Below are 12,979 nucleotides of genomic sequence, written 5' to 3' on the forward strand. Positions count from 1 at the left end.
TTTACTCACTACATCGGTAATAACGAGTAGCAGGAGCGTGGGGAGCTCATCGTGCAGAGCAACAAAATTGCACGCCGGTTGCGCGACGGGTGTTGCGCTTGGGTACTCGATTCCAGAGGACACGGTGCAGCAGGGCTTTCAAAAAAGCGCCCTCTACCAGCAGATTCGCGCGACGGCGAAGTACGCGCTGGACAATATCCTGACTCTCATCGGAATGACGACGGGCTTCGTGCTGCCCATCCTGTACGCATGGCTCGGCGCCAACGCCGCCATCCTGCGGAGGCTGCGGGACTTCCGTGGCGACAGGCATGAGCACGACCGGATGGCTCGATCCGCCGAACGCGATGCGGAAAGCCCGGCAGTTCATGTCCGACATGGCTCGTTTGTGCGAGCTGAATTGGATGAACAGGAGGCACTCAGCCGGCGACTGACCCGCCCGCCAGCGTCGCCCGTTCAGGCGAGCGTTCGGTCGTCGATTTCGCCCGTTGCCCGATCCGCAACCTGCGTCGCGAGCTGCACCATGCGCAGCACGATTTCGTGCATCCGCGTGCCAGGGAGGAAAAAATCGGCGACACCCAGCGCTTTGAGTACACCAGCGCTGTCTGCCTGAACATTCCCGCCAAGCACGACGGGTATCGCGGCGCGGCAGGCGAGCAGTTCATGCATCAATTGCGACGTCAACTCCACATGTGCGCCTGCGAGCAACGACACGCCGATTACATCGACCTCGCTCGCGAGCGCGCGCCGTGCAACTTCCGCAGGCGCGATGAAGAGTTCGTTGGATACGACGTCGAAGCCCGCGTCGATCAACGCGGCGGCCACCGCTTGCGCGCCGCGGTCGTGGCCGTCCTGTCCGAGCTTCGTGATCATCACGCGGGGCTTGCGTCGCAGCGTCGACGCCAATTTTTCGACCTGTTCGCATGCGGCTTTCCACATCGCATCCGACGCAAGCGTTGCCTCGTAGATGCCGGCGCTCGGATGCAAACCGATCGCATGACGCGCCCACACGGCTTCGAGCGCGCGCGTGCATTCGCCGACTGTCGCGCGCGCACGCATGCAGCGCATCGTCAACGCGAGCAGGTTGCCCGTGCCGTCGCGCGCGGCGGTTTCGAGCGCGCCCAATGCATGCGCCACAAGCTGCGCATCGCGCCGCAGTTTGACTTCCGCGATGCGCCGGATCTGGTGTGCGCGCACCTGGTTTCCGTCCGGCTGGAAACATGCGGGCGCATCGTCCGCATCGCCATGAACAAACGCGTTGACGCCCACCACGACGCGTTGCCCGCTATCGATTTCGCCCTGCAGCGTCACCGCCGATTCGTGAATGCGTGCGCGAATCCACCCTGAGCGGATCGCTTGCACGACGCCGCCACGCGCGTCGATCTCGCCGATCAGCGAACGGACGCGCGCCGCGATGTCGGCCGTCAACGCTTCCATCATGTACGAACCGGCCCACGGATCAATGACGTCGCACAGTCCCATTTCGTGCTGAAGCATCAGTTGCGTGTCGCGAGCAACGCGCGACGACGATGCCGACGGCAAGGCCAGCGCCTCGTCAAATGCGTTCGTATGCAGCGACTGGGTACCGCCGAATACGGCCGCCATCGCCTCGACGGCGGTGCGCACGACGTTGTTCGACGGCTTGTGCGCGGTCAGCGACCAGCCGGACGTCTGGCAATGCATCCGCAAAGCACGCGCGTTGTCGGAAGTCGCACCGCAACGCGCCGCGAGTTCGGACCAGATCAGACGCGCCGCGCGCAGTTTCGCCACCTCGACATAGAAGTCCGTGCCGACGCCGAAGAAGAAGCTCATACGCTGGCACACGTCATCGGCGCTCATGCCCCGCTGGCCAAGCGTTTCGACGTACGTGCGCGCATTGGCCATCGTCAGCGCCAGTTCGAGCACCGGATCGGCGCCCGCCTCCTGAAAGTGATAGCCGCACACCGATAGCGCGTTAAAGCGCGGCGCGTATCGCGCGAGGTAGTCGACCACATCGGCTGCGATTCGCAACGACGGCTCGGGCGCGAAGATGCAGGTGTTGCGCACGATGAACTCTTTCAGAATGTCGTTCTGAATCGTGCCGGTCAGGCGCGCCGCGTCCACGCCGCGCTCCTCGGCCGCGACGATGAAAGCGGCCAGCACCGGCAGCACCGCGCCGTTCATCGTCATCGATACCGACGTTCGGTCGAGTGCAATGCCCGCGAAAAGACGCGCCATATCGTCGACCGTATCGATCGCGACACCGGCCAGCCCGACCTCGGCGCTCGCGCACGGATCGTCCGAATCATAGCCGCGCTGGGTGGGCAGGTCGAACGCGACGGACAAACCCTGCGCCCCTTCCTCCAGCGCGGTGCGAAACGCGAGATTCGAATCGGCGGCTTCGGCGTAGCCCGCGTATTGCCGGATCGTCCACGGCTTGGCCGTGTACATCGACGGGTACGGACCGCGCACGAACGGCGCGGTGCCAGGCATGCTGTCCAGATGCGCGAGGCCCGCGAGGTCGGAGGCGGTATAAAGCGTCTTCAGCGGTACCGCGCGGCGGCGGGGCCGGGGTCGGGGCCGGTAGTTCAAGCGCAGCGCGGCCTCGCGTTTGAGAGCGGTGCTCATCGCTGTCTCCAGTGTTTTTCCGTGACGACGTCGGCGATCTTCAGGTTGTCGCTGGCGCGTCGCACTTCACTCCAATGCGTGATCCCCTGTCCGTTTTCGCGTTCGCCGGCCACATGCACGCTCAATGCATCGCCGACATTGACGTTGCCGTAAAAGTGCAGCGACCGGCTCGCGATCACGGGCGGCTCGGCAAACCGGTGCCGTTGCCATTCGGCGCGATCGACAAACGACTGGAAGCTCGCGAAGTACAGAAAGTCCGCGCCATTGAAGTCGTTGTTCGGGCACGGAAGAAACCGGGCGGCCTCGTGCGCGCCAGCCGCAAGACTTTCACAAGAGCCCCACTCTCCGGCCCTCAGCCGCTTGCCCGCTTGCGTCATCGCAAGCGCTTCATTGGGCGCCGCACTGATCGCGCCCCCCAGCGCCGCAAGCGTTGCGCGCGCGACCGACCGATTGTTGCGCGCCTGCGCCCGTGTAACGAACGTGGAAGACATCGACACATCCGCGATCAACGTACCATCACGCACGATGCGGTGTGTGCTGAAGTGCCGGACGGGTCCGGTTCTGCATAACGCGGTGTGAATCCCGAACTCGTCGTTCTCGCGCACGGTATCGAAACCGTTCGCCCGCAGACGGATCGCGGTGAACGCGGCGTACGCGCGCCCGCTGCTGTCGTCGCTGAAATCGGGCGTGGCTCGCCCTGCATGCGCGGCGAGCGCCTCCCAATGACGATGCCCGCATTCCTTCAGCAGCCAGTTCTCCGACAACCCGGTGAAGCACAATTGCGGCATGCCCGCGCGATAGCATCCAGTCGTGGTCTGCATGGACTTCGCCCGGTCAGGCCGCAAGACTATCGGTTGCCGCGTCGGACGCATCGAGCGACGCGCGAATGGCCTCCACGACATAGGCCGCGTCGCGCGCGACGCCCGAAAAGCGCCCCGATCCCCACGTATGCAGCCACGGCAAGCCGATGAAATACAGTCCCGCTTGCGGCGTGATGCCCCGCGTGTGTGCCGGATAGCCACGCCCATTGAACACGGGCGCATCGATCCAGCTGAAGTCCGGCGTAAAGCCGATGCACCAGATGATCGACGTGATGCCGCTCGCCGTCAGATCGAGCGAGGTGCGCTCGCCGTGCGGCTGCCATACCGGCTCATAGGCGGCTTGGCGCGGCGCGTCGATGCCGTGCCTGTCGATGAACGCGTCGATGCTCGCATTGATGCGGTTGTAGGTATCGTCCGCGCTGTCCAGATTCTCGATCAGATTCGGCGCGAACAGCAGGTGGCCGTCGCGCAGATCCTCGAGCCGGCCATACAGTTCCATTCCTTCCAGCGCAAAACGGCGCAAATCGATGTCACGTCCGCCGTCGCGGCCAGTCACATAGTGGTTCGTGTTGTCGCGCACGCCTTCACGCAACGGATGCCGCTCGACGGGCATGTCGTAGTACCGCATGTCGGCGAGCCAGTCGACCACATCGCGTCCACGATAGAAACGCGCGCAGCGCGGCGCCTCGCCGACCGCGAGGTAGACCGTGCGCCCGGCCAGATGCAGGTCTTCGGCGATCTGCGCGCCCGACTGCCCGGATCCGACAACGAGCACCGCGCCGTCCGGCAACAGCTCGGGATTGCGATATTGCGAAGACTGCATCTGCACGATCCCGGCCGGCAGACGCTCGGCCATGCGCGGCACGATTGGCGTGTGGTAGCCGCCCGACGCGATCACGACGTGATCCGCGGTGAACTCGCCATTCGACGTCGACACGCTGTAGCGCCCATCGGCGCCGCGCTTGACGCGTTTGACCTCGGTGTGTTCGAGCACCGGCGCGTCGACCATCGCAATGAAGCCATCCAGATACGCGACGATCTGATCCTTCTTCATGAAGCCGTGCGGATCGTCGCCACGGTACGGGTAGCCGGGCAATGCGCATTGCCAGTTCGGCGTGACGAGACAGAACGCGTCCCAGCGTTGGGAACGCCAGGTGTGCGTCACCGAATGCTTCTCCACCACGAGATGATCGATGCCGGCCTGTTTCAGGTAGTAGCTGATGGATAGGCCAGCCTGCCCACCACCCACGACGATGACCGCGTAGTGACGATTCGCGTGCGCCGCTTGCGGGCTAACGGTTGTGTTCGACATGGTTCTTCCTGCGTTGCGTATGAATGTTCGGGCGCCTGCAAATCGCTTCGTCGACGAGTGCGCCGCATTCAGGTTTCACAAAAGTTCGACGACCTTCACGACGGCCAGCGGGTCCGACGCAAATGCCTCGGCCTGCTGCTCGATCCGCGCGAGTTGATCCATCGCGGCGGAACAGGCAAAGCCGTATTTCTCGCGGACCCGTTCGGAGCCGATAGCCAAAGCCTGGCGCGAGCGTTCGACAAACTCGCTCAATGCATAGCTCTGGCCCGCGGCAAAGAACTCGCCGACGACCGTCGACGGTGAATAACAGTTGGCCTCGGTGCCATCGGGCCACTGGACCCTGAAGTGCATGACTGGCATCGCGTGTCCTCGATAAGTGATGGTTCAGGCGGGAGCGGGTTGCAGTTGCCGCCGGTACAGCGCGATATGACGGCGGGCGCTCGCGGTCTAGCTGAAGCGCTGCAACGAACCAGGTAGGCTCTTCACGTGCACCCTCCCGGCGGCGCGCCAATGAACGGCCCGTCGCCAAAATTCCATAGCAGCGCCGCGTCGCCGCGGTCAGTGAGCACCACTTCGCGCGATGCATCGACCTCGCCGATCACCGCGCACGCCAAATCGCGCGCAACGAAGCGCGCGAGCACTTCGTCAACCTGTTCCGCGCGCACCGACAGCACGAAGCCGAAGCTCGGAAACGCGCTGAGCCAGTGCTCGAACTCGACGCCCGGCGGCCGTGGAATTGCGTCGAGATCGATTCGCGCGCCCATCGCCGAACATTCGAGCAGCATCAGCGACGTACCCAGCACGCCGGCCATGCTGATGTCCTTCGCGGCATCGCACAGCCCGCTTTCCGCGAGGGCGGGCAACAGTTCGAGGTCATCGCGCAGGCGCTGCGCCGGTGCGCCGACCGACGCGTTCCAGAACGGATAAGGGTCTTCGAAGCGGCCGCGCAGATCGACGGCCATCACGAGCCGGTCGCCCGCGCGCGCGTTGAAGCTCGACAGCAATGCGCGCGCTCGGCCCACGATCGACACGGCCAGTTGCGGCTGCGCGCTACGCGTATTGCTATGCCCGCCCACCACCGGCACGCCGTACGCGAGCGACGCCGCCGCAATGCCGGCCAGCATCTGTTCAGCCGCGCCGAGACCGTCGCTCCACAGCGCATCGACGACGGCCAGCGGCCGGCCGCCCATCGCATACACGTCGCTGATATTCACCATCACGCTGCTATAGCCCGCAAACCACGGCATCGCTTCGACGAAATCGCTCACCAGCCCTTCGATCGCAAACAGCAGGTAGCCGTCGCCGTCACGGATCGCCGCGCAGTCGTCGCCGAGCGCGACCGCCTGCGCGAGATCGCTGACGCCGTGCGGCAGGCGCTGCGCCAACGACGCGACGACTCCCGCAATATCGGTCTTATGCCGGAAGCCGCGGCTTTGCCTGAGCCTTTCAACGAGCGAGGCGATGCTCATGAGCGTCCCCGCGACGACGTGACGAGCCCGCTCTCCGGCGTAAAGCACGGCGGATAATGCGCGAGGTCCGCTTCCATCAACTGATGCGCACGGCCGAACAGCATCTCCTCGCCAACCGAGCGCCAATGCAGACGCCGGAACAACGGCACGTTCTGGCTTTGCACGTGCGCAAGAAAAGTCTCGCAACCGAGCGCGTGCGCGCTGCTCACGGCGAGCCGGATCAGCGTGGAGCCGAGCTTGCCGTGCGAGCGGAACGCCGCATGCACCGCGAGCCGGGAGCCTAGCCACACATGCGGCTCGGTCTCGTGAATCCGGACGGTGCCGACGACCTGCTCCGGCACGCCCGCGATGCAGCTCAGCGCGACCAGCAGCTTCGCGCCGGCGTCGATTTCATCGCGGTCGTCGCCGGCAAAGATGCGCTGCTCGTCGCAGAACACCGCGCGTCGCAGCGCATAAGCCTCGTTGCATTCCCACGGCAGCGTCGCCCACTTCACGCGGTACTCGGCGGGCGTGAACGCAATCGGCATCGCGTCCAGTTCATCGACGGCTTCGCAAAACATGGCTACTCCTCGTACGATGCCAGCGACGAACAGGCGCCGCATTTGCCGCAGCCCGCCTTGATGTCGGCCGAACGCATCCGCGCGTCGCGCAGCATCGCACCGAGCGGAACCAGCACCGACCTCATGAATTCCGGCGTCGGCGCGGGATGGTCTTCGAGCGGGGTGCCGCTGATCGGCACGAACGGCACGACGAACGGATAGACGCCGAGCGCGATCAGTTCACGCGAGATCGCCAGAATCGCGTCGGCGGTGTCGCCCAGTCCCGCGAGGATGTACGTGCTCACCTGCCCTCTGCCGAACACCGCGACGGCCGCCTTGAACGCCTCCATATAACGCGACACGGGCACGCTCGCCTTGCCGGGCATCACGCGTTCGCGCACGGCGGGCGTCACGACTTCCAGATGCATGCCGAGCGTATCGATGCCGCTCGCTTTCATCCGCTCGAACCAGCGGTCGTCGTCAGGCGGCTCGCATTGCGCCTGGATCGGCAGGTCGACCGCGGCCTTGATCGCGAACGCGCTTTCACACAGAATCCGCGCGCCGCGATCGCTGGTCGGCGGCGTGCCCGTCGTCAGCACCATGTGTTTGACGCCATCGAGCAGCACGGCCGCGCGCGCGACTTCGGCGAGCTGTTCGGGCGTCTTGCGCGCGATCGTACGGCCCGCCGCGAGCGATTGGCCGATTGCGCAGAACTTGCAGGTCTTGCGGCGGCTTTCGTAACGGATGCAGGTTTGCAGCACCGTCGTCGCGAGCACGTCGGTGCCGTGCAGCGTCGCGATGTGCGAGTACGGCACGCCGTCCAGCGTCTGCAGACGCGTGAAGCGCGGCGTCTTCGGAAAGCTGATGTCCGCGATCCGTATCGTGCCGCGCAGCAGCGCGCTAGCGCCCGCTTCGTCCGGCGCGCTGGCGACGAACGGCGAGTTCCACGCCGAACTCGTATGCACCGGCACCATGATCGTCACGCCGTCGACGGTGACCGCCTTGTGATCCGACGGCCCCGCGCCGCCGCGCCGGCTCGCGACGCCCGCAGTCGGATCGACCAGACGCAGGCCGGCGGACTGCAACTCGGTGCGCAGTTGCATCATCTGCCGGTGCCGGTCGGTTCCCACTTCAGTTGACTGCCGGCTCATGGCCGGCGGATTCGCGCTGGTATTCATCCTGGGCTCCACCCGTGGAATCGGAAGCGGCATCGGCGCTGAATCGCTCGAACGCCGTGTTCATCGGCGCGACCGGGGTCGCGGGGCGATCGTTGATCGCCAGGCTCAACAACTCGGGCCTCGCGTAATGGCCGACCGAGTCCATCATCCGTTTGCGCTTCGTGATCAGCGACATGTCGAGATCGGCAACCACCATCCCTTCGCCTTCGCGCAAAGGCTCGGCGAGGTGCTGCCCTTCCGGTGACACGATCGCGGTATGACAGCCGCCGCGCAGCGCCTTTTGCAGCTTCGGATCGCTGGTGACCGAATCGATCTGCGCTTCGCTCAGCCAGCCCGTCGAATTGACGACGAAGCAGCCCGATTCGAGCGCGTGATGACGGATCGTCACTTCGATCTGCTCGGCGAAGATCGGCCCCACCAGCGACCCGGGAAACTGGCTGCAATGGATCTCTTCGTGCTGCGTCATCAGCGCATAGCGCGCGAGCGGGTTGTAGTGCTCCCAGCAGGCGAGCGCCCCGACGCGCGCGACGCCCGTCTGCGCGACTTTCAGACCCGCCGCGTCGCCCTGCCCCCAGATCATGCGTTCATGAAACGTCGGCGTGATCTTGCGGCGCTTGAGCACGAGGCGTCCGTCGATATCGAACACCAGTTGCGTGTTGTACAGGCTGCCGTAGTCACGCTCGTTCACGCCGAGCACGACCACCATCTGATGACGGCGCGCGCGTTCCGCCACCGCCTGCGTGACCGGCCCCGGCACCGCGACGGCCTGTTCATACAGCCGCATGTGATCGGCGCCCGATGCAACCGGCGGACGCACGAAAGAGAAGTACGGGTAGTACGGCACGAACGTCTCGGGGAAGACGATCAGCTGTACGCGTTTGGCGGCGGCTTCGTCGATCGCGGCGCACACCTTGTCGAGGGTGCCGCCGGGACGGTCGAAGTCCGGTGCAATCTGCACGGCGGCCGCACGGATGATTCGCTGGTCGGACATGATCGGCACCGGTCCCGGCTCAGACGGTCCAGGTGTGGATCACGAGCGCGTTGTCCTTGCGATGAAGCAACTGGATGTCCAGCACATCGAGCGGATTGATCGCGCGAATCCCTTCGATCAGCGACGCTTCGCCCTGGCCGTACAGCGCCTGCAACGCGAAGCGGCATGCATAGACCTTGCCGCCCTCTTCCATGAACTTCATCAGTTGTTTGTTGAAGTTCAGATGACCCGGAAAGGCTTCGTCGCCGAGCGTCGGAAAGCCGCGTTGCAGGCCGAGCGTGACACCCGGCCCGTACAGCAGCACCGAGGTTTCGAAGCCCTTGCGTTGCAAACGCGTGGCCTGCAGCAGGTTGACGAAGCCGATCGAGCCTTCGAACGCGACGGTATGAAACGTTACCAGTGCCTTTTCGCCGGGTTCCGCTTTGACGTCGGGGAATACCTTCTCTTCGTAATCGACCAGAAAATCGCCTTTCTGATGCAGAGGTTTATTGACGGCGGGCATATGACTCTCCAATAAGTCGCGTAATTGATCGTATTTGCTCGCCGGAAAATGGCCGGCTGGCGAATTCAATAACGCAACGGATATGCCAATATCCGGCCCGGAACATGCGATCAACTTCCAATCATTCAAACAGCGATTGTTCGAGCGACGCCAAAAAAATCTTTGCGAGCCTTGTTTGGCGGGGCTTTCTCGCCGCTCAGGCGAATTGGCCGCGCACCGTCCCGGCGCAGCGCGCAGCCCTTCGTGCGTGCGCGTGGTGCGCCGGAGCCCGGAATCGTGCATTCATCCAATCAATGCGATCAAGTTTCTGACTGAATGCAAATCGATTTATTTTTGCGGTGAAACGCGTGCTATTTTGAATCCATTGAATAAGGAAACCCGGCATGGACAGCCTCACCCATCACTGGCTCAAACGGTTGACGGAAAGCCGCAAGCCGGCTTATCTGGTGATCCCGGATCTGATCGAAGAGGACCTGGCAAGCGGGCGCCTGCGGCCGCGCGATCGCCTGCCCGGACTGCGCGATCTGGCAGGCGCGCTGCAATTGAACTACACGACAGTCGCGCGCGCTTACGCGGAAGCACGCAAGCGCGGGCTGCTCGATGCGCGCGCCGGCAGCGGCACCTTCGTGCGCGGGCGCACGCAGACCTTGCCGCTCGCGGGCGGCAGCAGTGTCGAGATGTCGATGAACATGCCGCCGGAGCCGCCGGCGCTCAGCGCGCGCCTGCGCGAATCGGCCGCGAGTCTGTTCGCATGTACCGATCCGTATCGGCTGTTGCGCTATCAGGACTTCGGCGGCACGCCCGACGATCGCGCGGCCGGCCGCGCCTGGCTCAAGGAGCGGCTGCCCGATTGCACGGACGACACCGTGCTCGTCTGCCCCGGTATTCATAGCGCGCTGGTGGCGCTCGTGTCGCAACTCGCGCGCCCCGGCGAGACCATCTGCCTCGACACGCTCGCGTATCCGGGCATCAAGGCCATCGCATCGCAACTAGGGGTGCGCCTGCAGCCGCTGCCGCGCGACGACGACGGGCCCTTGCCGCACGCGTTCGAAGCGCTCTGCAAGACCGAAAAGCCCGGTGCGTTCTATTGCAACCCCACCGTGCAGAACCCGAGCACGCTCACGCTGTCGGGACAGCGCCGCGAAGCGCTGGCCGACGTCGCATTGCGCTACAGCGTGCCGATCATCGAAGACGACGCGTACGGATGGCTACCGTCGACAAGGCCAGTCGCACTCGCGACGCTCGCCCCGGAACTGACCTGGCACGTCACCGGTTTTTCAAAGACGCTGGGCGCGGGTTTGCGCGTCGCCTATCTGCGTGCGCCGACCGCGCGGCAAACGCAGCGCGTTGCGGGCGCATTGCGCGCCACGACCGTGATGCCCAGTCCGTTCACGGTAATGCTGGCCACGCAATGGGTCAACGACGGCACCGCGCACGAGATGCTCGACGCGATTCGCGTGGAGGCCAATGCACGACAGGCGATTGCGGCGCAGGAACTGGCGGCGTGGCGCTACGACGCGCACGCTGACGGCTTTCACCTGTGGCTGCCTATTCCCGCGCAATGCAACTGGAGCGCCCCCGAACTGGCGCTGCAACTTCGTAATCAGGGCATCGCCGTGGTCGCGGGCGCCGCGTTCTCCACGGATGGCAATCCCCCCAATGCAATCCGCGTGTGCCTCGGCGGACCGCAAGATCGCGACGATTGCCGCGACGCGTTGCAACGTGTTGCGCAGACCCTTAACGATTCGCATCATCTACATATGCCGATGATGTAGACCCAAGCCGATGGTTTCGTCCGGTTTTTCGGGTCTTCGCCGGTGCTTACGCGCGATGGTGTCCTTCTCCGCTCGCGCTATTTGCCGTACATATCGAACGGAAAGTACTTCGCTTCGATCTTCTTATACGTGCCGTCGCGTAGCATGTCGGCGATGGCCACGTTCAATGCGTCGCGCAGATCGCTATCGGATTTGCGCAGGCCGGCCGCATCGCCGTCACCCATGATCTTCGGATCGTAGATGACGCCCCCCGCAAAAGCGAAGCCCTTGCCGCTCGGCGTATCGAGAAAACCCAACTTGCCCTGCACCGCGTCCATCAGCACCGCGTCGACGCGGCCCGTGCCCAGGTCCGCATAGGCCTGGTCGTAATTTTGATACGGCACAACCTCGACGCCCGCCGCCGCCCACTTTTCGCGCGCATATGTTTCCTGCACCGTGCCCTGCTCAACGGCGACGCGCTTGTGTGCGAGCTTCGTGCCATCGGGCAGCAGGCCCGAGCCTTCGCGCGCGATCAGCCGGGTCTGGTTGCGGTACAGGCGATCGGTGAAATCGATCTGCTCGCGGCGCTTCGGCGTCGCGGCCATTGACGACAGGATCAGATCGAACTTGCGCGCCTGAAGTCCCGGAATGAGGCCATCGAAGCTGCTTTGCACCCACACGCATTGCGCCTTCAGCTTCGCGCACAGCGCGTTGCCGAGATCGACGTCGAAGCCGACCACCGCGCCGCTCGGCGATAGCGATTCGAACGGAGGATAGGTCGGATCGATCCCCACACGTATCGTCTGCCACTCCTTCGCCGACGCGGCGCACGCAAGCGTCATCGACACAATTGCCATCACCACTTTCAAGCTACGTTTCATCACAGCACTCCAGGCCAAAGGTTCAGGGGATCGAGATCAACGGAAAAAGCAACGCCTTCGCACGTCCAAAAAAAGCCGCCACGCATCAACTCGGAAACTCGCCACGCGCGATCTCCGCATCGGCGGGCAGCGCCTGCGCCAGTTGCGCGATCGTCACGGGCTTCACCGGCGCGCGAATCCGGTAGTAGCCAACGTCGGCGACATTTCTCGCCTGCGTGCTGCCGATCAGTTCGCCGACCGTCGTGCCGCACCAGCGGCCTTGACACGGTCCCATCCCGCAACGCGAGAACGCCTTCATCTGGTTTGGTCCCATGCAGCCCCGCGCGGCAATGCGGCGGATTTCGCCCGCTGTCACCTCCTCGCAGCGGCACACGATGACTTCGTCGGCAGGCAGACGCGCTGCGGGCGGCGGGGTATACAGCGCGTCCAGCAACGGACGCACCGCCAGATGCCGGCGCAATGCGGCGCGCGGTGCGCGGCTCGCGCGCTCGCGCGCGGATGCGTCGAGCACGCCGAACTCGGCAGCAATATCGAGCGCGGCGAGCGTGCCCGCCCAGGCCGCCACTTTTGCGCCGCCGATGCCCGCGCCGTCGCCGGCGATCCAGACTTGCGCGACACTGCTGCGCCCCCACGCGTCGGTCTGCGGACGCCAGCAGGCCGAGTCCGCGTGCCATTCGTGCGTGCAACCTGTCGCGCGCGCGAGGTTCGACGAAGGAATCACGCCCTGATGCAGCAGCACGAGCGCCGCCTCTATCCGACGGGCGTTGCCTGCTCCATCGATAAAGCGAACCGCGCGCGCCTGCGTATCGCCTTCGACTTCGACATCACGCGCACCACGGTCAATCGCAATGCCCGCGCGGCGCACCGCGCGCATCATGCGCCATCCCTTGAGCAGATAATCGGCCGCTCGCAGTGCGCGCGGCACGTG

Annotated in this window: 13 protein-coding genes; 1 reads left to right on the plus strand and 12 read right to left on the minus strand. The window is 64.8% G+C overall.

The window, feature by feature from the left end:
• Positions 1-46 precede the first annotated feature (46 nt).
• From VGH68_RS23925 to VGH68_RS23970, 10 genes are all read right to left on the minus strand, one after another.
• Entirely contained in the window at positions 47-376 is a 330-nt protein-coding gene (locus VGH68_RS23925) for a hypothetical protein (RefSeq protein ID WP_331606186.1), read from the minus strand.
• Between the two features lie 77 nt (positions 377-453).
• Positions 454-2,604 carry a methylmalonyl-CoA mutase gene (gene scpA / locus VGH68_RS23930; RefSeq protein WP_331606187.1) on the minus strand — a complete coding sequence of 717 codons (2,151 nt, stop codon included), beginning with the start codon at positions 2,602-2,604 and terminating at the stop codon, positions 454-456.
• Positions 2,601-3,425 (minus strand): Pnap_2097 family protein, encoded by an 825-nt coding sequence (locus tag VGH68_RS23935; protein ID WP_331606188.1) that lies wholly within the window; start codon positions 3,423-3,425, stop codon positions 2,601-2,603. Before VGH68_RS23935 ends, scpA begins: the two co-directional genes overlap by 4 nt.
• Before the next feature lie 13 nt (positions 3,426-3,438).
• Positions 3,439-4,737, minus strand: a complete 1,299-nt coding sequence (locus VGH68_RS23940) for an MSMEG_0569 family flavin-dependent oxidoreductase (protein WP_331606189.1) — start codon at positions 4,735-4,737, stop codon at positions 3,439-3,441.
• A gap of 75 nt (positions 4,738-4,812) precedes the next feature.
• Positions 4,813-5,097, minus strand: coding sequence for an MSMEG_0570 family nitrogen starvation response protein (locus VGH68_RS23945; protein ID WP_331606190.1), 285 nt, complete (start codon positions 5,095-5,097; stop codon positions 4,813-4,815).
• A 122-nt stretch (positions 5,098-5,219) separates the two neighbouring features.
• The gene (locus VGH68_RS23950) at positions 5,220-6,206 is read right to left on the minus strand and encodes a sll0787 family AIR synthase-like protein (protein WP_331606191.1); all 987 of its coding nucleotides are present in this window, start codon (positions 6,204-6,206) and stop codon (positions 5,220-5,222) included.
• A complete protein-coding gene (locus VGH68_RS23955) occupies positions 6,203-6,766 on the minus strand; it encodes an MSMEG_0567/Sll0786 family nitrogen starvation N-acetyltransferase (protein ID WP_331606192.1) in 564 nt (187 codons plus the stop codon). The genes VGH68_RS23950 and VGH68_RS23955 overlap by 4 nt, the downstream gene beginning before the upstream one ends.
• Positions 6,767-6,768: 2 nt before the next feature.
• Positions 6,769-7,896: an MSMEG_0568 family radical SAM protein gene (locus tag VGH68_RS23960; protein ID WP_331606198.1), complete on the minus strand. Its 1,128-nt coding sequence runs from the start codon at positions 7,894-7,896 to the stop codon at positions 6,769-6,771.
• A complete protein-coding gene (locus VGH68_RS23965; RefSeq protein WP_331606193.1) occupies positions 7,877-8,914 on the minus strand; it encodes a Nit6803 family nitrilase in 1,038 nt (345 codons plus the stop codon). Before VGH68_RS23965 ends, VGH68_RS23960 begins: the two co-directional genes overlap by 20 nt.
• A gap of 19 nt (positions 8,915-8,933) precedes the next feature.
• Positions 8,934-9,416 (minus strand): MSMEG_0572/Sll0783 family nitrogen starvation response protein, encoded by a 483-nt coding sequence (locus tag VGH68_RS23970; RefSeq protein ID WP_331606194.1) that lies wholly within the window; start codon positions 9,414-9,416, stop codon positions 8,934-8,936.
• Between the two features lie 383 nt (positions 9,417-9,799).
• On the opposite strand from VGH68_RS23970, the gene VGH68_RS23975 reads away from it, so the two are divergent.
• Positions 9,800-11,191 (plus strand): PLP-dependent aminotransferase family protein, encoded by a 1,392-nt coding sequence (locus tag VGH68_RS23975; RefSeq protein WP_331606195.1) that lies wholly within the window; start codon positions 9,800-9,802, stop codon positions 11,189-11,191.
• A 77-nt stretch (positions 11,192-11,268) separates the two neighbouring features.
• Here VGH68_RS23975 and VGH68_RS23980 read toward each other — a convergent pair whose 3' ends face one another.
• Together VGH68_RS23980 and VGH68_RS23985 are read right to left on the minus strand one after the other, a co-directional pair.
• Complete coding sequence (locus VGH68_RS23980; RefSeq protein ID WP_331606196.1) at positions 11,269-12,051, minus strand: ABC transporter substrate-binding protein; 783 nt, start codon at positions 12,049-12,051, stop codon at positions 11,269-11,271.
• Positions 12,052-12,136: 85 nt separating this feature from the next.
• Positions 12,137-12,979 (minus strand): NAD(P)/FAD-dependent oxidoreductase (locus tag VGH68_RS23985; RefSeq protein ID WP_331606197.1); only part of this gene is annotated, 843 nt, incomplete at its 5' end.

It is taken from the genome of Paraburkholderia sp. (assembly GCF_036488505.1).
Classification (GTDB): Bacteria; Pseudomonadota; Gammaproteobacteria; order Burkholderiales; family Burkholderiaceae; genus Paraburkholderia.

Excerpts from the sequence above, each read along its gene's own strand:
- VGH68_RS23925 (WP_331606186.1), bottom strand. The coding sequence starts at position 376 with ATGTCGGACATGAACTGCCGGGCTTTCCGCATCGCGTTCGGCGGATCG.
- scpA (WP_331606187.1), bottom strand. The coding sequence starts at position 2,604 with ATGAGCACCGCTCTCAAACGCGAGGCCGCGCTGCGCTTGAACTACCGG.
- VGH68_RS23935 (WP_331606188.1), bottom strand. The coding sequence starts at position 3,425 with ATGCAGACCACGACTGGATGCTATCGCGCGGGCATGCCGCAATTGTGC.
- VGH68_RS23940 (WP_331606189.1), bottom strand. The coding sequence starts at position 4,737 with ATGTCGAACACAACCGTTAGCCCGCAAGCGGCGCACGCGAATCGTCAC.
- VGH68_RS23945 (WP_331606190.1), bottom strand. The coding sequence starts at position 5,097 with ATGCCAGTCATGCACTTCAGGGTCCAGTGGCCCGATGGCACCGAGGCC.
- VGH68_RS23950 (WP_331606191.1), bottom strand. The coding sequence starts at position 6,206 with ATGAGCATCGCCTCGCTCGTTGAAAGGCTCAGGCAAAGCCGCGGCTTC.
- VGH68_RS23955 (WP_331606192.1), bottom strand. The coding sequence starts at position 6,766 with ATGTTTTGCGAAGCCGTCGATGAACTGGACGCGATGCCGATTGCGTTC.
- VGH68_RS23960 (WP_331606198.1), bottom strand. The coding sequence starts at position 7,896 with ATGAGCCGGCAGTCAACTGAAGTGGGAACCGACCGGCACCGGCAGATG.
- VGH68_RS23965 (WP_331606193.1), bottom strand. The coding sequence starts at position 8,914 with ATGTCCGACCAGCGAATCATCCGTGCGGCCGCCGTGCAGATTGCACCG.
- VGH68_RS23970 (WP_331606194.1), bottom strand. The coding sequence starts at position 9,416 with ATGCCCGCCGTCAATAAACCTCTGCATCAGAAAGGCGATTTTCTGGTC.
- VGH68_RS23975 (WP_331606195.1), top strand. The coding sequence starts at position 9,800 with ATGGACAGCCTCACCCATCACTGGCTCAAACGGTTGACGGAAAGCCGC.
- VGH68_RS23980 (WP_331606196.1), bottom strand. The coding sequence starts at position 12,051 with ATGAAACGTAGCTTGAAAGTGGTGATGGCAATTGTGTCGATGACGCTT.